At 33.5% G+C, this 18,051-nt stretch carries 16 protein-coding genes; 11 read left to right on the forward strand and 5 right to left on the reverse strand.

Going from position 1 to position 18,051, the window contains the following annotated elements; translation table 11 throughout:
• Position 1: 1 nt before the first annotated feature.
• Genes FLACHUCJ7_RS19935 through hutH form a run of 3 tightly spaced genes read right to left on the reverse strand, consistent with a single transcriptional unit; the run spans position 2 to position 3,579 of the window.
• Positions 2 to 1,342, reverse strand: coding sequence for an inorganic phosphate transporter (locus FLACHUCJ7_RS19935; RefSeq protein ID WP_078229842.1), 1,341 nt, complete (start codon positions 1,340 to 1,342; stop codon positions 2 to 4).
• Positions 1,343 to 1,371: 29 nt separating this feature from the next.
• Complete coding sequence (locus FLACHUCJ7_RS19940) at positions 1,372 to 2,016, reverse strand: DUF47 domain-containing protein (protein ID WP_078229841.1); 645 nt, start codon at positions 2,014 to 2,016, stop codon at positions 1,372 to 1,374.
• A gap of 48 nt (positions 2,017 to 2,064) precedes the next feature.
• Positions 2,065 to 3,579, reverse strand: coding sequence for a histidine ammonia-lyase (gene hutH / locus FLACHUCJ7_RS19945; protein WP_180910182.1), 1,515 nt, complete (start codon positions 3,577 to 3,579; stop codon positions 2,065 to 2,067).
• 547 nt (positions 3,580 to 4,126) lie between these two features.
• On the opposite strand from hutH, the gene thrA reads away from it, so the two are divergent.
• The 6 genes from thrA (at position 4,127) to FLACHUCJ7_RS19975 (ending at position 12,427) form a co-directional block, all read left to right on the forward strand.
• Positions 4,127 to 6,574, forward strand: coding sequence for a bifunctional aspartate kinase/homoserine dehydrogenase I (thrA, locus tag FLACHUCJ7_RS19950; RefSeq protein WP_180910183.1), 2,448 nt, complete (start codon positions 4,127 to 4,129; stop codon positions 6,572 to 6,574).
• A gap of 154 nt (positions 6,575 to 6,728) precedes the next feature.
• A complete protein-coding gene (locus FLACHUCJ7_RS19955) occupies positions 6,729 to 7,649 on the forward strand; it encodes a homoserine kinase (protein WP_180910184.1) in 921 nt (306 codons plus the stop codon).
• A 440-nt stretch (positions 7,650 to 8,089) separates the two neighbouring features.
• Positions 8,090 to 9,379 (forward strand): threonine synthase, encoded by a 1,290-nt coding sequence (thrC, locus tag FLACHUCJ7_RS19960; protein ID WP_180910185.1) that lies wholly within the window; start codon positions 8,090 to 8,092, stop codon positions 9,377 to 9,379.
• A 251-nt stretch (positions 9,380 to 9,630) separates the two neighbouring features.
• A complete protein-coding gene (locus tag FLACHUCJ7_RS19965) occupies positions 9,631 to 10,296 on the forward strand; it encodes a hypothetical protein (protein WP_180910186.1) in 666 nt (221 codons plus the stop codon).
• A 346-nt stretch (positions 10,297 to 10,642) separates the two neighbouring features.
• Positions 10,643 to 11,632 (forward strand): SMODS domain-containing nucleotidyltransferase, encoded by a 990-nt coding sequence (locus tag FLACHUCJ7_RS19970; RefSeq protein WP_180910187.1) that lies wholly within the window; start codon positions 10,643 to 10,645, stop codon positions 11,630 to 11,632.
• Positions 11,633 to 11,638: 6 nt separating this feature from the next.
• Complete coding sequence (locus FLACHUCJ7_RS19975) at positions 11,639 to 12,427, forward strand: hypothetical protein (protein WP_180910188.1); 789 nt, start codon at positions 11,639 to 11,641, stop codon at positions 12,425 to 12,427.
• Between the two features lie 94 nt (positions 12,428 to 12,521).
• Here FLACHUCJ7_RS19975 and FLACHUCJ7_RS19980 read toward each other — a convergent pair whose 3' ends face one another.
• Entirely contained in the window at positions 12,522 to 12,914 is a 393-nt protein-coding gene (locus FLACHUCJ7_RS19980; protein WP_180910189.1) for a helix-turn-helix domain-containing protein, read from the reverse strand.
• Positions 12,915 to 13,181: 267 nt separating this feature from the next.
• Here FLACHUCJ7_RS19980 and FLACHUCJ7_RS19985 point away from each other — a divergent pair, with 267 nt between their 5' ends.
• From FLACHUCJ7_RS19985 to FLACHUCJ7_RS20000, 4 genes are all read left to right on the forward strand, one after another.
• On the forward strand, positions 13,182 to 13,781 hold the full coding sequence (locus tag FLACHUCJ7_RS19985) for a hypothetical protein (protein WP_078229834.1): 600 nt from the start codon (positions 13,182 to 13,184) through the stop codon (positions 13,779 to 13,781).
• Between the two features lie 157 nt (positions 13,782 to 13,938).
• On the forward strand, positions 13,939 to 14,415 hold the full coding sequence (locus tag FLACHUCJ7_RS19990) for a hypothetical protein (protein WP_180910190.1): 477 nt from the start codon (positions 13,939 to 13,941) through the stop codon (positions 14,413 to 14,415).
• 45 nt (positions 14,416 to 14,460) lie between these two features.
• Complete coding sequence (locus FLACHUCJ7_RS19995) at positions 14,461 to 15,099, forward strand: hypothetical protein (RefSeq protein WP_123922085.1); 639 nt, start codon at positions 14,461 to 14,463, stop codon at positions 15,097 to 15,099.
• 84 nt (positions 15,100 to 15,183) lie between these two features.
• Entirely contained in the window at positions 15,184 to 15,690 is a 507-nt protein-coding gene (locus tag FLACHUCJ7_RS20000; RefSeq protein WP_180910191.1) for a GNAT family N-acetyltransferase, read from the forward strand.
• A gap of 218 nt (positions 15,691 to 15,908) precedes the next feature.
• Here the strand turns inward: FLACHUCJ7_RS20000 and FLACHUCJ7_RS20005 are convergent, their stop codons facing one another.
• On the reverse strand, positions 15,909 to 16,478 hold the full coding sequence (locus tag FLACHUCJ7_RS20005) for a Crp/Fnr family transcriptional regulator (protein ID WP_031455394.1): 570 nt from the start codon (positions 16,476 to 16,478) through the stop codon (positions 15,909 to 15,911).
• A 234-nt stretch (positions 16,479 to 16,712) separates the two neighbouring features.
• Between FLACHUCJ7_RS20005 and FLACHUCJ7_RS20010 the strand changes: the two genes are divergently transcribed.
• Positions 16,713 to 17,819 (forward strand): pectate lyase family protein, encoded by a 1,107-nt coding sequence (locus tag FLACHUCJ7_RS20010; protein WP_078229830.1) that lies wholly within the window; start codon positions 16,713 to 16,715, stop codon positions 17,817 to 17,819.
• Positions 17,820 to 18,051 lie beyond the last annotated feature (232 nt).

Genomic DNA, 18,051 nt, shown 5'->3' on the forward strand with positions numbered 1-18,051 from the left:
TTTAGATAAAAACACTCAACACAAAGTAAACCAATCCTGCTAAAAGAGCCGAAATAGGAATCGTTAATACCCATGCCCAGATCAAACTTACGGTTACTCCCCATCTAACAGCAGATACACGTTTCGTTAATCCAACCCCAATAATAGATCCTGTAATGGTATGCGTTGTACTTACCGGAATTTTTAAATGCTCTGTAAAGTAAAGTGTCAAAGCACCTGCAGTTTCAGCAGCCACACCTTCAAACGAACTTACTTTTGTAATTTTAGATCCCATCGTTTTTACAATTTTCCAGCCACCGCTCAAAGTTCCTGCAGCAATTGCAGAATAACACGCCAGCGGAATCCAGCCTGGCATTACACCTTTTATTCCCTTGTCATCATTAGGCAAAACAACATCTAACCATGAATCCATGTGAACTCCCGGATTTGTATTGATATAAACTGCAACAGCAGCTGCAATAATACCCATAACTTTTTGAGAATCGTTTCCTCCGTGACCTAAACTGAATGCCGCTGAAGAAAGTAATTGCATCTTTTTCAAAGCTGCATCAGCCTGATGAAGATTTAAACTGCTAAATATCAAACAAAAAGCACTTACCGTTAAGATGATAAAAGCAACTAAAAACCATTTAATATTATGCCCATCAAAGACTACACTCCAGAAATGTGATTCAAAACGAGGCTTTCCTTCTGCTTTTATAACTTCATAGGGAACCATTTGAGCATAAACAAACCAAATTGTTGCAATCATTAAAGCTATAGTAAATATTTTAGGACCAATATTTTTACGGGAAGCGTTTAACAACCAAATTGATATTAAATAAGAGGCTAACGCTCCTAATAAAGGTGCTAATACAATAAAAGCAATAATAATGATAACACCCGAAGGCATTCCGCCATCCTTTCCAGCCTTATACCAGCTTACGATTTCGTACCAGTAATGTGTTGTTCCGTCTTCTCCGGCATAACCTGAAAAACCATGAACTGCAATTGCATGCGCTATAGCTGCTCCTGCAAAACCTCCAATCAAAGTATGGGATGAACTGGAAGGAATTCCTAACCACCAGGTCAATAAGTTCCAACAGATTGCCGCAATAACACCTGCTAAAATAACTACCAGGTTAATTTCCATCGTGTGCGCTGTCTTGGCAACAGTATCCGCAACTCCAAATCCGAAAACCCAGTACGCCAGAAAGTTAAAAAATGCTGCCCAAAGAACGGCCTGAAAAGGCGTCAAAACCTTTGTTGCAACAACAGTCGCTATAGCATTTGCCGCATCATGAAAACCGTTGATGTAATCAAAAATTAAAGCTAATACTATAATAATTATAAGTAGCGTCATAAATTATAACTTCAGAATGAAAAATTTAATTAAGAATGTTTTACAGAAATAGATTCCAGTATGTTGGCAACACTCTTACATTTGTCTGTTGCTGATTCTAAAACAGATAACACTTCTTTATATTTAATAATATTTTTAGCGTCAGTTTCGTTTTCAAAAATTTCAAAAACTGCTTTGTTATATACGTTATCCGACTTGTTTTCCAGTTTATTGATTCTGACACAAGCATCTTTAATTACTTTGAAATTCTTTAAGTTTCTCAACTCTTTTACCGCACTGTCAATGTTTTGACATGCTTCAAGGTTGATTTCTGTCATTTTTCTGATCGATTTTGTAATCTTATCCACCTGATACAATCTCATTCTGCTTGCTGCACCGTGCAAATAATCTGCAACGTTATCAATCGAAGTGATCAATGTGTGAATATCCTCTCTGTCAAACGGAGTAATGAAGTTTCTACTCAATTCAAGATTGGTTTGACGTGTAATGTCTTCTCCTTTTTGCTCTAATTCATCAATTTTCTGAAAAAGAACTTCTCTTTCTTTCAATGGAAGATTTACAGCTTCGTGTAAGTTAGAAGCTAATTCAATTAAATTGCTTGAAGCTTCTTCAAAAAGTGGAAAGAATTTTTTGTCTTTCGGCACTAAAAATTGGAAAATACTGTTTATTGACATTTTTATATTTTTGATAGTGCAAAATTACTTCAATATTGTTTTACAATGTTAAGCCATTGTTAACAAATCGTTTTCAATTTGGAAACTACTCAGGAACAAAATGGTCTTCTCAATATCATAATGTAAAATCCTGTCTTCCTTAACCAAAGGCACAATTTCTCTGTAACTGCTTAAGAACATTTCGATAAAATCGCTTGATTTTAATGGTTCTCTGTATGCAATAGCCTGCGAAGCATTTAACAATTCTATTGCCAGAATACGTTCTAAATTATCCATAACTTTTAACGCTTTTGTAGCTCCGTTTGCTCCCATACTTACATGATCTTCCTGCCCGTTGCTCGAAACAATACTATCAACACTTGAAGGTGTTGCCAGCTGTTTGTTCTGACTTGCAATACTTGCTGCTGTGTATTGTGGAATCATCAATCCTGAATTCAGGCCCGGATTATCAACCAAAAATGCCGGAAGATTGCGTAAACCCGAAATTAACTGATACGTTCTTCTTTCAGAAATGCTTCCCAATTCTGCCAAAGCAATTGCTATAAAATCCAATGCCAATGCCAAAGGCTGTCCGTGGAAATTTCCTCCTGAAATGATCTGATCAGATTCTATAAATATATTTGGATTATCTGTAACAGAGTTAATTTCAGTTTTGAATACCTTTCGAACATAATCAATAGCATCTTTTGAAGCTCCGTGAACCTGAGGCATACAACGGAAAGAATACGGATCCTGAACATGCTTTTTTTGCTGTACAATAATTTCGCTTCCTTCTAAAAATTCATTAATTCGCTGTGCCGTTACAATCTGACCTTTATGAGGACGTATAAAATGTATCAGTTCATTAAAAGGTTCTATCCTTCCATCAAAAGCTTCCAGAGAAATCGTTCCAATCAAATCTGCCAGATACGAATATTTATAGGCTTTAATCAAAATATGAACTCCGTAAGCCCCCATAAACTGTGTTCCGTTCAATAAAGCCAACCCTTCTTTGGATTGTAAAATAATCGGTTCCCAGTTAAAATGTTTCAAAACTTCGGCAGAAATCCTTCTTTTTCCTTCAAAATAAACTTCACCCTCTCCTATCAAAGGCAAAGATAAATGCGCCAAAGGAGCTAAATCTCCTGAAGCTCCGAGTGAACCCTGTGTATAGATAACCGGAAGAATATCATTATTATAAAAATCAACCAGACGATTTAATGTCTGCAGCTGAATCCCTGAATGTCCGTAGCTCAAGGACTGAATTTTAAGAAGCAGCATTAATTTTACAATTTCAGCCGGCACTTCTTCACCGGTTCCGCAAGCATGAGATTTTACAAGGTTTTCCTGAAGTTTGGACAAGTTTTCATTCGAAATTTTCACACTGTAAAGCGATCCAAAACCAGTATTAATACCATAAATAGGTTCAGAATGGGAAGCCATTTTTTTATCCAGATAATCACGGCATTTCTGCACATTTACTTTTGCTTCTTCAGATAATTCTAATGCCTTATCGTGACTTAAAATTTCCTGCAAAGTCTCTAAAGTTATGGTTTCAGTACTAATATAATGGATTTCCCTCATGGTGATTTCAAATTAAAACATCAAAATTCAACAAATCAACATTAAAAAGCAACAATTTATCACAATAATTAAAATTTCTAATCAAGTGATTTTTAAAATTATTTATTTCACAATCCTAACTTAGAAACACAAATACCGCTTTTAGTGCAAATCCAGTTAAAAACAAATTCTTTGATCAGATGAATTTTAATCTTAAATATATCAAAAACCCAACTTAGAGCGTGTAATTTTAACAAATACTCAATATTGATTTTTTATCATTTGTTTTATTAAAATATTCGCAAAAAAACAATTTAGCTTTTTAACTTTTATAAAAAACTGTACTTTTGAAAAATCAAAAATGAAACGTAACAGCACAAAATATCAATCTACAATGACAACTCAATCAGAAGTTGCAATTGCTGCTACAATTATTTCTACTACAACAACTACAACCCCTTAGGGGTATACATTTTTACATATAATCCTGTTTATCTATACTTTTTTCCTGAAAGAAGAAAGACTTTGGATACATAAAAATATTTGCATAAAAGAAAAAAACATCAAAATGAAAGTATTAAAATTTGGCGGAACTTCGGTTGCCAATGCACAAAATATAAAACTCGTTCTCGAAATTGTTAAACAAAAAGCCGAAAAGGACAAACTCGTTGTTGTTGTTTCGGCATTAAGCAAAGTAACCGATTTGCTACATCTGGCAGCAGCAAAAGCAGCTGAAAATGATGAAACCTTCAGGGATATCGTTGCTGAAATCGAGAAAAAACACTTAGATACTTTAAAAGAACTGATTCCGGTTAGCGAACAGAGCAGTTTGCTGAGCCACGTAAAAAGAATCATCAATCATTTAGAAACTTTACTGGATGGCTGTTTCCTTTTGGGCGAATTATCCCCAAGAACTGCAGATACTATTTTGAGTTTTGGCGAATTACTTTCTTCATATATCATTGCTCAGGCCTATCAGCAAATTAGCAAAGATTCAGTTTATAAAGACAGCCGTGAATTAATCAAAACGAATAATGACTTTAGCAAAGCGGTTGTAAATTTTGAAGTTTCAAATGTTTTGATTCAGGAATATTTTGCAGAGAATCAATCCCGAATTACTATTTTGCCTGGCTTTATTGCTCAGACTCTTGATGGCATCACATCAACTTTAGGACGTGGCGGTTCTGATTATACTGCTGCTATCATTGCCGGAGCAATCAATGCTGAACAGCTTGAAATCTGGACAGACGTAAACGGAATGTTTACTGCCAATCCAAAAATTGTAAAACAGGCACAGCCAATTGCAAATATTTCGTATCAGGAAGCGATGGAATTGTCTCATTTTGGTGCCAAAGTATTATATCCGCCAACGATTCAGCCGGTTTTAAGAAAAAACATTCCAATTTTAATCAAAAATACATTTGAACCGGAAGCAGAAGGTACTCTGATTTCGAACAAAATTTCAGAGCAGACTACTCCTGTAAAAGGAATCAGCCATATTGACCATATTTCGTTACTGACGCTTGAAGGCCCGGGAATGATTGGGGTTTCAGGTTCATCAAAACGTTTGTTTGAAGTATTGTCACACGAAAAAATCAACGTTATATTTATTACTCAGGCCTCTTCTGAGCATTCAATTTGTATCGGAATCCTGAATTCGGATGCTGAAAATGCCGAAGAAGCGATCAACAAAGCTTTTGACGTTGAGATTTTACAAAACAAAATCGACCCTTGCATTGTCGAAAAAGACCTTTGCATTATTGCTTTGGTAGGTGAAAACATGAAAAATCATCAAGGTCTGAGCGGAAGAATGTTCAGTACTTTAGGAAAAAATAACGTAAACATCCGTGCGATTGCTCAGGGTGCTTCTGAAAGAAATATTTCAGCAGTAATCAACGAAAGAGATGTTAAGAAAGCTTTAAATACTTTACACGAAAACTTCTTTGAAGAGAACACCAAACAGCTGAATTTATTCGTAATGGGTGTTGGAAATGTGGGTGAGAAATTCATTGAACAAATTCACTCTCAAAAGAAATTCTTAAAAGAGGTTCTAAAAATTAATGTTCGCGTAATTGCTTTGTCGAACTCCAGAAAAATGTTTTTTGACGAAGACGGAATTTCTCTAAAAGACTGGCAGTCAACTTTAGAAAAAGGAGAAGCTGCTATTCCGACAGAATTCATCGCACGTGCAAAAGAACTGAATTTAAGAAACAGCATTTTCGTAGATATTACTGCAAATGCAAGCGTTTCTGAAATGTACGAGAAATTCTTAAAAGAAAGCATTGCCGTTGTAACCTGTAACAAAATTGCCTGTTCATCTGCTTACGACAATTATAAAAAACTGAAAAGTTTATCTCGCCAGTATAACGCTCCGTTTTTATTTGAAACGAATGTTGGTGCGGGATTACCGATTATCGATACTGTAAAAAACTTGATCGCTTCAGGTGATAAAGTGCATAAAATTCAGGCGGTTTTGTCCGGAAGTCTGAACTTTATTTTCAACAATTTTGATGAGAATAATTCTTTTCATGATGTTGTTAAAGAAGCCGGAGTGCAGGGATTCACAGAACCGGATCCTAAAATCGACTTAAGCGGAATCGACGTAGCGCGTAAAATCCTGATTCTAATTCGTGAAAGCGGTTACGAAATGGATATTGACGCTATTGCAAATGAATCGTTTTTACCAGCTGAATGCTTAGCAACAACAAACAACGATGACTTTTTTGCATCGTTAATCAAACATTCACAGCATTTTGAAAACATTTACAAAGAAGCTTTAGCTAAAGATTCAAGACTAAAATACGTAGCGCAATTCGAAAACGGAAAAGCAAGCGTTGGTCTTCAATTCATTCCAAAAGATCATCCTTTCTATAATCTGGAAGGAAAAGACAATATCGTGCTTTTCTACACCGATCGTTACGTAGATCAGCCTTTATTAATCAAAGGAGCCGGTGCCGGTGCAGCCGTAACCGCTTCAGGAATTTTTGCAGATGTAATTCGCATAGGAAACGTGTAAAAGATGCTAAGATACTGAGTCGCTAAGATTCTAAGTTTTTTTTCTTAACTAAACTTAGAATCTCAGAAACTTAGCCACTTAGAAACTTAAAAATAAAAAGTTGCAAAAGAAACTTAGAGACTCAGAATCTTAGCAACTTAGAAACTTTAAAAAAATGGAAATAAAACTATTTTGCCCGGCAACTATTGCAAACCTCTCATGCGGATTTGACGTATTGGGACTTTGCTTAGACAATGCGGGTGACGAAATGATCGTTCGAAAATCAGATCAGAAAGGTGTTCGAATTACTAAAATTGTTGGTGCCGATTTACCACTTGAAACTGAGAAAAACGTTTCGGGTGTGGCGGCTTTGGCGATGTTAGCTACTTTGGACGAATTGGATTTTGGATTTGAAATCGAAATTTATAAAAACATCAAAGCCGGAAGCGGAATCGGAAGCAGTGCTGCCAGTTCTGCCGGAGCAGTTTTCGGAATTAATGAATTATTAGGAAGACCATATTCCCGTAAAGATTTGGTTCAGTTTGCGATGCAGGGCGAGAAATTAGCCAGCGGAAACGCACACGCCGACAACGTTGCTCCTGCCCTTTTAGGCGGATTTACTTTAGTTAGAAGTTATTCGCCACTTGATATTATACGAATTGATAGCCCAGAGGAATTGTTCGCAACGGTAGTTCACCCTCAGATTGAATTAAAAACGTCTGATGCACGTTCAGTTTTAAAACAAAATGTTTCCCTAAAAAGCGCCATCATGCAATGGGGAAATGTTGGTGGATTGGTTGCAGGTCTTTACACGAAAGATTACGAATTGATTGGAAGATCGCTTCATGACGAAATCGTTGAACCTTTAAGAAGCGTTTTAATCCCGGGATTTGACCAGATCAAACAAACAGCTTACGAAAACGGTGCTTTAGGTTCCGGAATTTCAGGTTCCGGTCCGTCGATTTTTGCTTTAAGCCGAGGAAAAGAAACCGCAGATCAAATCGCAAAAGCCATGAGTGAGGTTTACGAAAAAATGAATTTGCCTTATGAGATTCATGTTTCGAAAATTAATCCCGATGGCGTACGCATTTTGTAAAATATGAGATGTGAATTGTGAAAAGTATTAATTGTTAAGAATTACGTATTAAGATTTATACGAGGCGTTTGTCAGGCTGAGTGAAGTTGAAGCCTACGCGAAGTACAGACACAAAACATAACCGTTCAGTTTGTCATTTCGACGGAGGAGACCCGAGCGATAGCGAATAGGCGAAGCAAATCTCCGCTAGAAGCTCGACAAAGTACAGACGCAAAGCATAGCCATACAGTTTGTCATTTCGAGGAACGAGAAATCTTCGCTAGAAGCTCGACAAAGATTGGACTTTCGTTGCGGAGTTACTTGCGAAGATTTCTCCTCCGTCGAAATGACAAAAAAGCGATTAAAATAGTAAAACATAATTTATTGGAATTTAGAATTTTAGTATTGGAATTTATTTTCTAAAAATCTAAAAATCTAAAGTCTAAAAATCTAAAATAAAAATGAAATACTACAGTTTAAACCATAATGCCCCAAAAGTTTCTTTTCAGGAAGCTGTTATACAAGGATTAGCGAGTGACAAAGGATTATATTTCCCTGAAAATATTACCGCTTTAGATCCTTCATTTTTTGATACAATCGAAAGTTTAAGCCACGAAGAAATTGCTTTTGAAGCAATAAAACAATTCGTTGGTGACGAAATACCTGCAGCAAAACTAAAAGAAATTATCGCGGATACTTTAGTTTTTGATTTTCCGGTTGTGAAAGTCGAAAACGGAGTTTATTCATTAGAGTTATTCCACGGACCGACAATGGCGTTTAAAGACGTTGGAGCGCGATTTATGTCACGTTGTCTGGGCTATTTCAATAAAGACAAAAAAGATGCTAAAAACACCGTTTTAGTAGCCACTTCCGGAGATACAGGCGGAGCCGTTGCCAGTGGATTTTTAGGCGTTGACGGCGTAGATGTTGTGATTTTATATCCGTCAGGAAAAGTGAGCGATATTCAGGAAAAACAATTGACTACTTTAGGGCAAAACATTAAAGCGCTTGAAGTGGACGGTGTTTTTGACGATTGCCAGGATATGGTAAAAAAAGCGTTTTTAGATGAAACTTTAGCGCATAAAAACCTGACTTCTGCAAACTCTATAAATATTGCGCGCTGGTTACCGCAGATGTTTTATTTCTTCTTTGCTTACAAAGCCTTGAAAAGCCAAAACAAACCATTGGTTTTCTCTTGTCCAAGCGGAAACTTCGGAAATATCTGCGCCGGAATTATGGCAAAGAAATTAGGCTTACCAATTGAACATTTCGTAGCGTCTACAAACGTAAACGACACGGTACCACGATTCTTAGAAAACGGAAAATACGATCCAAAACCTTCTAAAGCAACAATCTCTAACGCCATGGATGTTGGAAACCCAAGTAACTTTATTAGAATTCAGGAATTGTACAATAATGACCTGAAAGCTTTCGAAAAAGACTTCTCTTCTTATAGTTATACTGATGAAGAAACTTTAGTTGCTCTAAAAAATATTTATAACACAGACGGTTATATCGCAGAGCCACATGGCGCTGTTGGTTATTTAGGTTTGAAAAAAGAATTGGAAAAACATCCCAACGCAATTGGAATTTTCTTAGAAACAGCGCATCCTATTAAATTCTTAGATGTGGTTGAACCTGCTTTAGGAATTACGCTTCCGATTCCAACACAAATTGAAAGCGTTATTAATGAGGAAAAAGTTAGTGTGAAAATTGGGACTTATGAGGAGTTGAAGAGTTTCTTGGGGTAAAACATATAATAAATGATTAAAGCGAGTAAAAAAATTACTCGCTTTTTTATTGCAATACCATTAATTATTTTGAATTAATATATAACAATATCAAGTACGGAAATCCGTAAAAATTGGTAATAAAAAACACATATATTTGAAAAGTAAGAAAATGAAATAAAGTTTCGCTTAGCTACCTGATTTTACGTGTATATGCAAAAGTTTATTTCCCCTATAAATGAGTTACCAGAAATTTAAAAGAAACATTGTCCATGACAACAAGCCAACAAAATGAAAACACGTTAACATCTGCTATTTCGAACGAGATTGCTGATAATAGTATTGATTTAAGTCTAGATTATTCAGAATTGGTATTGGATAGTTTCTTAGCAGATGGAGTCTTAAAAGAAATCCCATTTATAAAAACTATCTATGCTGTTGGAAAAATTGGCGTTAGTATTAAAGAGAGGTTTTTTGTAAAGAAACTATTTGTCTTTCTAAAGGAATTTCATAATCAAAGTATCGACACACAAAAGCTTAATCAGTTCAGGTCAAAATTTAATTCGGAAGAAAAGTATCGGAATAATGTAACTGAACAAATAATGATCTATTTAGACACATTTCTAACCTTAGAAAAATCTAAAATTTTAGCAAAACTGTTTAAAGCTCATGTAGATGGAAATATTGATTGGGAATATTTCAATCATTTATCAATATGCTTAGATTCAATAAGTCCAAAAGCTTTTCCTTTTTTACAACAATTATCTAATCATGGCTTCAAAATAGCTGAAGACAAAGCTTCACAAGGTATACCGAGAGATGGAGAAAGTGAAGCACTTTTATATGCATGTGGCGTTGCATATCAAACTAGTTCATGGAGTTCTGGATTTAATGTATCTCAACTCGGAAAAGATTTATACAATTTTGGTATGAGATAAACTTCTGGTAACAGCGGGAATCACACTTCCAATTCCAACACAAATTGAAAGTGTTATTAATGAGAAGAAAGTTAGTGTGAAGATTGGGACTTATGAGGAGTTGAAGAGTTTCTTGGGGTAATAATTTTCTATGAAATATCAAAAAAAGACTGGAATTTATTTTCAGTCTTTTTTTACTAATCAACCTAACATAATGTTCAGTTTCTAATATTCGCTATAATTTTTTTTTAAAATTGGCAAGAAAAAATGTATATATTTGAAAAACAAGAAAACGAGTTAGATACAATTGTAAAGACTGTAGCTAATATATATCAATTGCCACATTTAAATATCAACGAAAATAATAATGGCTAAAACAGTTAATTCAGCATTTACAGAATTTAATCGAGATTATGTTAATCTTGATTCAGATGAAACCAAAACTGCACGTAGTAGTCGCGATTGGCTATATACGCAACTAAATAACTTTCCATCAAATGATGTTACATTTCCGTTTAAATATGAAGAAAAACATATCAAATTTGGTTCTTTTTCCCGCAATACAAAAACTCGCGAACTGGACGACATTGATTTAATTTTTTGTCTGGGCGGAAATAACGCTACTTATTCACAGAGTTCCATTAAACCGGACGAGTATTATATACATACACAGAATGCAAGCGACCGATTAAAAAATCTATCAGACGATGGAAAATTAAATTCAAAAAAAGTTGTAAATAAAGTCGTTTCTAGTCTGTCAAATATTTCTCAGTATAAATCAGCAGAGATTCACCGAAGACAAGAAGCAGCGACATTGAATTTGACTTCTTATGCTTGGACTTTTGATATTGTTCCTGCCTTTTATACAACGAGTGGTTTTTATTTAATTCCAGACGGTTCTGGAAACTGGAAAGCCGCTAATCCTGGTCTAGACCATGAATATATTTTATCTTTAAATAAAAAATATAATTCCTCGGTACATCAATTAGTGAGAACTTTGAAATATTGGAATAAACGAGCCAAAATGCCAACAATCAGTTCTTATTTATTTGAAAATTTCGTATTAAATTTCGTTGAGAGCAAAACTGAATTATCGCCACATATCGATATAAACATTATTAATTTTTGGAATTATTTAAAATCAGCTGTTTTTAACAATGTTAACGATCCAAAAAAAATTTGTTCTAATCTTAATGATCTTTCATTAGACGACAAACGTAAAATATCTGAAAAAGCAAATGATGCATATCATAAAGGTTATGAGGCATATCGTTTAGAAACTGAAGATCAAAATCAAGAAGCGTCTATAAATAAGTGGCGGGAAATTTTTGGTTCTGATTATCCACAATTTAATTAAGCATATATGACAAGAATAGTTCCATTTGACTCAAATTATGATCAAATAAGAAAACTTGAGAAAACTGCTTTTGTTTTCCTATTTATAACTGCATTATTAATTCTTTTAAATTGGTTTTTATTAAAATTTTATAGTGTAAAAATGCTTTCTCCTTATAATGATTGGTTGGAATTAGGAAAAACCATTAGCTACGTTTCTATGATCGGCTACTTAATCATAAATATAATTTCAAGAGTTCTTTTTCATAGTGCTGAAAAGAAAAAAAGAAATGATTTAATTGATAACTCTTTTGGAACTAAATATTCAGATGAAAATACAATTGGTTATTATAATAATGATGAAGTTGAGCAAGGAATTAAAAAACTTGCGTTAAATTCTTATGAAAGTTCATTTCACACTGAAAACACTTTAAAATTAATGTTATATAAAGCTGTAATTTATTTAATCATTCTAAGCGTACCTTTTTTATTATCAATTTTCACAAAAAATGGTGGTGACATCGTTAGATTACTTTTTGAAATTAGCATTCCGATGACGTTATTTTTTGAATTTATAATAATGCTAATATATTATTTGAATGTATCAGAAATTAATGAACGTTTTAAAATTGAGTTCACAAATATTGGCAAATCAAATCTATCAGAGAGGGATTATCCAAAGCTTCTCATTCCAGTAATGGAATATTATAGCATCAAAGCTTGGGCAAACACAAGTTTAGACTCAAAAATTTTTAAAAAAAATAATGATCGAATTTCTGAAAAGTGGAACGAAAGAAAAATTAAGCTTATTCGATAACACCTCCTAGCTCTAGCGCCCAACTGTGAGCACAAGAAACAAAAAAGAGATCTATAACAAGATCTCTTTTTTATTAAATATATTTTCACAACGTTTATTTCCCATTCAATAATTTCTCCAAATACTCAACTTTATCTTTTTCAGCCTGCACCAAACGTTCGTAAAGTTCTACAACTTTATCTAAAGGATTAAAAGTGCAACTGTAATTAAGTCCAGCATTTACAATACCATTATCATGATAAGTATTACCAATAATATTTAAAACCGCTTCTTCCGAAAAGTTTTTAATTGCTTCAACAGAAACTTCAAGAGCTTTTGCCACTTCAATTAGTTTTTGTTCGTCTACAGTTTCGCTGTTTTCAATAGCAGAAACTGCCTGTTGACTTATTCCTAAAGCCTGTGCCAGTGCTTCCTGTTTCATATCTTTAAGCTCTCTGATACGGCTTATATTTCTGCCGATATGTTTTGGTTTTGTTGCTGTACTCATAATTCAAAGATATTTAAAATTCTTAAACGAAAATTAATTTTGGTAAAAAACAAAGCTGTTTTTGTAAGATACTATTTTCGTATTTTATGTCAATTATTGTTTATCAAGTTTACAATTAAACAAATCTAAAAATTATTTCTACGTCCCCAACACAAATTGAATGTGTTATTAATGAAGAAAAAGTAAGTCCGAAGATTAGGACTTCATTAGTTAAATATTTAATACATTTAAAAAAATATTTTTTGTCCCCTTCCAATTGATTATAAAATGAAAAAAACTGCTTTATTATTTTTAGCCACGGTCTTATTCTCCTGTTCTGAGAAAAATAATAATTATAAGAAAGTCGATTTAGAAACATATTCAGAATATAAAACTATCGATACTTTATTGAGCAAAGAAAATTTATTAATTACAATGGGGCAAAATTCGAGATATCCGCAGATCAGTCAAATATTGTGCAAGAAAGATAAATCCTATTTTGTTTTTGATACAAATTGTTATTTAGAAAATGATTCTGTAATCATTGCTTACGCTCCACCATTAAAATCAGATTCAGATACTGGCAGCTTTCAGAAAAATGGTATTTGGTTTTATTCTGAACATTATGAAGATAATAAAAAAGGGAATTCTGTCTATTCAGTTTCTGATGTAGGGGCAAAACTTAGTGTTGATTCTGTACCCAAAAACTTAAAAATAAAACAGCTTCCAAAATCTGAAGGTATTTACTTTTTTGAAAACAATACGCTTAAGCAAATTTCTTCTATTCAGTCTGAAGATGCTTTCTACAAACTCAATAAAAATGGATTCTACTTTTTACCCAATACAGGAAGGTTATTTGAGCATATAAAAATCAGCTCGATTGAGTAATATTCATTTTGTCCGATATAAATTTGATGTTTTTCTATAAATTTAAAACCACCATTACACCGATTATCTTAGTGTAGTTTATGGTTTTTATTTAGGAATAGTTTCTTATGTTTGACCCTAATTGCTTTAATCAAAAAATAAAACATTAAACCAAATTATGAACATAAAAATTCTCGTTCTTATAGCCGTAATACTCATTTTAATTTTAAATTATAAAAAAATCCTATCGTACATTGAATATATTAAAGAGCAAAGAGTAATCGAGTTTAAGAAGAGAACCAATCTTAATTTAGATGAACTTTACAGACTCTCTGCTCCTCCTGCACTTTTTTTATTTGGTTTAGAAAAACGTTTATTTCCAAAACCGGTTCTTTACTTTGATGCAAATAATCTGTATTGCATTACATTAAATTTACCCGTAGTTCAACATCCATTATCATCTATTACTGAGGTTCAAAGAACTGCTGTAATGATAAACGAAAAAAGGGTTTGGAAAATATTTGTAAAAGATAATGATAAGCAAAGGGTTTATAAATTTAGAACTTATCGTAATCTGAACCTCTTTTTAGAAAAAGTAAAAGAGAATCCAAATGCAATTGTAGACGATAGGTATATTTTGGGGATATTTGAGTAACACACTATATAAAAACCTAAATAAATAATTTAAAAAAAATATAATATGAGATTATCCCGAATAACATTATTGATATACACTATTTCATTATTATTGTTTTCATGCGATAGAAAAGACCCAAATAAACAAGTTGACGAAGGAACTTTAAAAGGAGAAATATATAAAAGTAGAGAAATTGGCTGGGAGATTCGAGTTCCAACTGGTTGGTCAATTGTTTCAAAAGATATCACAGAGCAACAGGAAGAAAAAGGGCAAAAAGCAATAGAAAAATCATCAGGACAAAAGATGGATTTGAAGTCTTTAAAACACTTAATTAGTTTCCAAAAAAATCAATTTAATTTGTTTGCTTCAACATCAGAGCCATTCAAAGAGGATTTTTCCGGGCAATATGAACAAACTAATAAAGATTTAAATGCATTAATTTATCAAACCTATGTTGATCAGGGTATAAAAGTAGATTCTTCATCAGGAAAAGAAATAATCCAAGGAATTAAATTCAGTACTTTTTACACTACAATTTATGCTCCGGACGGAAAAGTAATTCTTAATCAAATTTTATACAGCAAACTGATAAATGGTTATGATTTTGGTGTGAATATTAATTATAATAATGAGGAAGATAAGAAAACAATGATTGATGCCTGGAAAAAATCAAAATTTGAGAACAGATTAAAGAAACAGTAGTTTCAATTTTACTTCATCGTCCCCAACTTTTGTATAAAATCGAACTCGACATCTGACATTTCACAATTTACATTTCACAAAAAAATGATTACAAAAGCATCACTAGAAGATATTCCGGCATTAGTATCTCTAATCAACTCCGCTTACAGAGGCGAAACCTCCAAAAAAGGCTGGACAACCGAAGCCCATTTACTCGAAGGAAAAAGAACCGATGAACAAGAAATGACCGAAATTTTTCTGGATCCAAAAAATACTATTTTGAAGTTTACAGAGAATAATACGATTATCGGTTCGGTTTTATTAGTCGAAAAAGGATATCAATTGTATTTGGGAATGCTGACCGTATCACCAGAACTTCAAAACAGCGGCATCGGGAAAAAGCTTTTGGCAGAAGCCGAAAATCAGGCGAAAGCTTTGGGATTATCGAGTATTATTATGACCGTTATTTCGGTTCGTGAGGAGCTTATTGCCTGGTACAAACGCCATGGTTATGTGGATACGGGTGAACGAGAAGCTTTTCCTGAAAGTGAAATTCATGTTACGGTTTCTGATGAACCATTGGAGTTTATATTTTTAGAGAAGAAACTTTAGAGTTTTACCGCAGAGATTCGCAAAGGGTTATGCAGAGGTTCGCAAAGTTTTTTTTATCTCGCAAAGGCGAAAAGTTTTTTCACGCAGATTTAAAAAAGATTTACGCAGATTATCTTTTAAAATCTGCTCAAATCTGCAGAATCTGCGTGAAATAAAACTTTGTGACTCGCGGGATTTTTTTATATACAAAAACTCATACTAATATGTATATCAAAAACTTAGCATCTTTTCTTAATCTTTGATAAAAATTCATGAGAGACTCCAAGATACGAAGACAAATTTTTATTATTTATTTTCTGCACCTTGTGAGGATAACGCTCCTTAAAATCAAGATAACGCTGTTTGGAAGTTTTATTTAAAACATCAAGAAGGCGCTCCTGTATAGCTACATTGGCACTTTCGATCATTAGTACATGAAACTGAAAGAGTTTAGGTACTTTTGCAAATAGCTGTGCTTTTTCTTCTTTATTGATGACAACTATTTCGCTATCTTCAATAGCTTTAATATTATACGTGGTGGGCTTTTGATGATAAAAACTCTGCAGGTCACACATCCATTCGTTTTCAAACGAAAAGAAAATAACGCTTTCGGTTCCATTTTCGTTTAACGCGTACGTTTTAAACAGTCCTTTTAAAATAAATCCCTGATAACTGTTGTAGGAATTTTGAATTTGAAGAAATTGATTCTTTTTTAGTTTAATAAGTTGTGTTTTTGAGACAATAATGTCCCATTCCTGATCAGTGAGCGGAATTTTTCGCTCAATGCTTTTTCTTAGTAGGTTGTACATGTTTATATTTTTTTAAGTAAACGTGGTTTTTCGATGACTGTCAGATTCGGGGGAAAAAACAGTGTAATCGATTACGCAAAAGTATATTATTTGTTCTTTTTTGTAAATCAAAAATTGTTAAAAAAACCATTTAGCTTATTTTTTTTACAAAAGTTTGAACTTATTCATTTTTTTTACAAAACAATATATAGAGATTTGTACTGTTAAATATTTATAAACCCCCAAATTTACATTATGAAATTTAAATCAACATTATCCATTTTTTTAACTGCAGTAGTTTTCTGTTTTACAGCGTGTAATTCTGAAGAAATTGCTTCATCAAATGAAGCAGCAACTATTGAAGGAAACATTGAAACAGGTAGTATTTCGACATCAAAAATCGGAAATTGCTCAGAAGTACCTGGCTGGGCTTCACAAAACGGAAACACAACCGGAGGAGGTTCTGCAGCTGAAACAACTGTAACAACTTATGCACAGTTAAAATCTGCTATTGAAAGCAGTTCTGTAAAAGTTGTTAAAGTTTCCGGAACTATTACCGTTACAACACGATTATCATTACAGGATCAAACCGGAAAAACTATTTACGGAGCAAGCGGAGCAAAATTGGTTTCTAATAATCAAACTAAAGACGGTTCCGGTATTATTAACATTAAAAGATGTAAAAATCTAATTATCAGAAACTTAATTTTTGAAGGTCCTGGTGCTTATGATACAGATGGCTGGGACAATGCCATCTTAGACGACTGCCAAAACGTATGGGTTGACCACTGCGAATTTAGAGATGGTGTTGACGGAAACTTCGACATCAAAAACAAATCTGATTATATTTCGGTTACATATTCTAAATTTCATTATCTAAAAGCGCCAAAAGCTGGTGGATCAGGAGGTTCTGATGATCACAGATATTCAAATTTAATTGGTTCAAGCGATGGTGCAACAGCCGATCGTGGAAAATTAAGAATCACTTTTGCAAGATGCTGGTGGGCTCCGGGATGTAAAGAAAGAATGCCTAGAGTTCGTTTTGGAAAAGTGCATTTGGTTAACAATTTCTTCAATAGTACTGTAAGCAACAAATGTATTGCTGCCGGTGTTGAAGCTGATATTCGTATAGAAAGTAACGTTTTTGAAGGTGTAAAAACGCCAATCGATTTAATGAGTGGTTATACTGCTGTTACTGAAACCGACAATGTTTTCACGAATACAACAGGAAATAAAGCAGGTAACAAAACAGCTTTTACACCTCCTTATACTATTGTAAAACTTAATAAAACAGCTGTCAAAGCAGATATTTCTTCTAATGCAGGAGCTACTTTAGGCGGTAACATTTGCGGTTCATTCTAAGAAACCAAAATAGAAAAAATTTAGTTTCGTTTTTAACCACGGATTGCAGTTGTGCAGTTCGTGGTTTTTTTGTTTAGCTGGAAATCAAATAAGTTTCTTATGTTTATTTTACAGTTTATAGTCTTTTAAGTGCTTTTTTGTTTAACGCAGGATTTTAAAAAGATTTAATCTGATGAAATAAAGCCATTTTTATCCATTAATATGTAGATAAAAAACTTTGCACGATTTAAAA

Origin of the sequence: Flavobacterium salmonis, from assembly GCF_903819435.1 — a bacterium.
Taxonomy (GTDB): domain Bacteria; phylum Bacteroidota; class Bacteroidia; order Flavobacteriales; family Flavobacteriaceae; genus Flavobacterium; species Flavobacterium chungangense.

Excerpts from the sequence above, each read along its gene's own strand:
- FLACHUCJ7_RS19935 (WP_078229842.1), bottom strand. The coding sequence starts at position 1,342 with ATGACGCTACTTATAATTATTATAGTATTAGCTTTAATTTTTGATTAC.
- FLACHUCJ7_RS19940 (WP_078229841.1), bottom strand. The coding sequence starts at position 2,016 with ATGTCAATAAACAGTATTTTCCAATTTTTAGTGCCGAAAGACAAAAAA.
- hutH (WP_180910182.1), bottom strand. The coding sequence starts at position 3,579 with ATGAGGGAAATCCATTATATTAGTACTGAAACCATAACTTTAGAGACT.
- thrA (WP_180910183.1), top strand. The coding sequence starts at position 4,127 with ATGAAAGTATTAAAATTTGGCGGAACTTCGGTTGCCAATGCACAAAAT.
- FLACHUCJ7_RS19955 (WP_180910184.1), top strand. The coding sequence starts at position 6,729 with ATGGAAATAAAACTATTTTGCCCGGCAACTATTGCAAACCTCTCATGC.
- thrC (WP_180910185.1), top strand. The coding sequence starts at position 8,090 with ATGAAATACTACAGTTTAAACCATAATGCCCCAAAAGTTTCTTTTCAG.
- FLACHUCJ7_RS19965 (WP_180910186.1), top strand. The coding sequence starts at position 9,631 with ATGACAACAAGCCAACAAAATGAAAACACGTTAACATCTGCTATTTCG.
- FLACHUCJ7_RS19970 (WP_180910187.1), top strand. The coding sequence starts at position 10,643 with ATGGCTAAAACAGTTAATTCAGCATTTACAGAATTTAATCGAGATTAT.
- FLACHUCJ7_RS19975 (WP_180910188.1), top strand. The coding sequence starts at position 11,639 with ATGACAAGAATAGTTCCATTTGACTCAAATTATGATCAAATAAGAAAA.
- FLACHUCJ7_RS19980 (WP_180910189.1), bottom strand. The coding sequence starts at position 12,914 with ATGAGTACAGCAACAAAACCAAAACATATCGGCAGAAATATAAGCCGT.
- FLACHUCJ7_RS19985 (WP_078229834.1), top strand. The coding sequence starts at position 13,182 with ATGAAAAAAACTGCTTTATTATTTTTAGCCACGGTCTTATTCTCCTGT.
- FLACHUCJ7_RS19990 (WP_180910190.1), top strand. The coding sequence starts at position 13,939 with ATGAACATAAAAATTCTCGTTCTTATAGCCGTAATACTCATTTTAATT.
- FLACHUCJ7_RS19995 (WP_123922085.1), top strand. The coding sequence starts at position 14,461 with ATGAGATTATCCCGAATAACATTATTGATATACACTATTTCATTATTA.
- FLACHUCJ7_RS20000 (WP_180910191.1), top strand. The coding sequence starts at position 15,184 with ATGATTACAAAAGCATCACTAGAAGATATTCCGGCATTAGTATCTCTA.
- FLACHUCJ7_RS20005 (WP_031455394.1), bottom strand. The coding sequence starts at position 16,478 with ATGTACAACCTACTAAGAAAAAGCATTGAGCGAAAAATTCCGCTCACT.
- FLACHUCJ7_RS20010 (WP_078229830.1), top strand. The coding sequence starts at position 16,713 with ATGAAATTTAAATCAACATTATCCATTTTTTTAACTGCAGTAGTTTTC.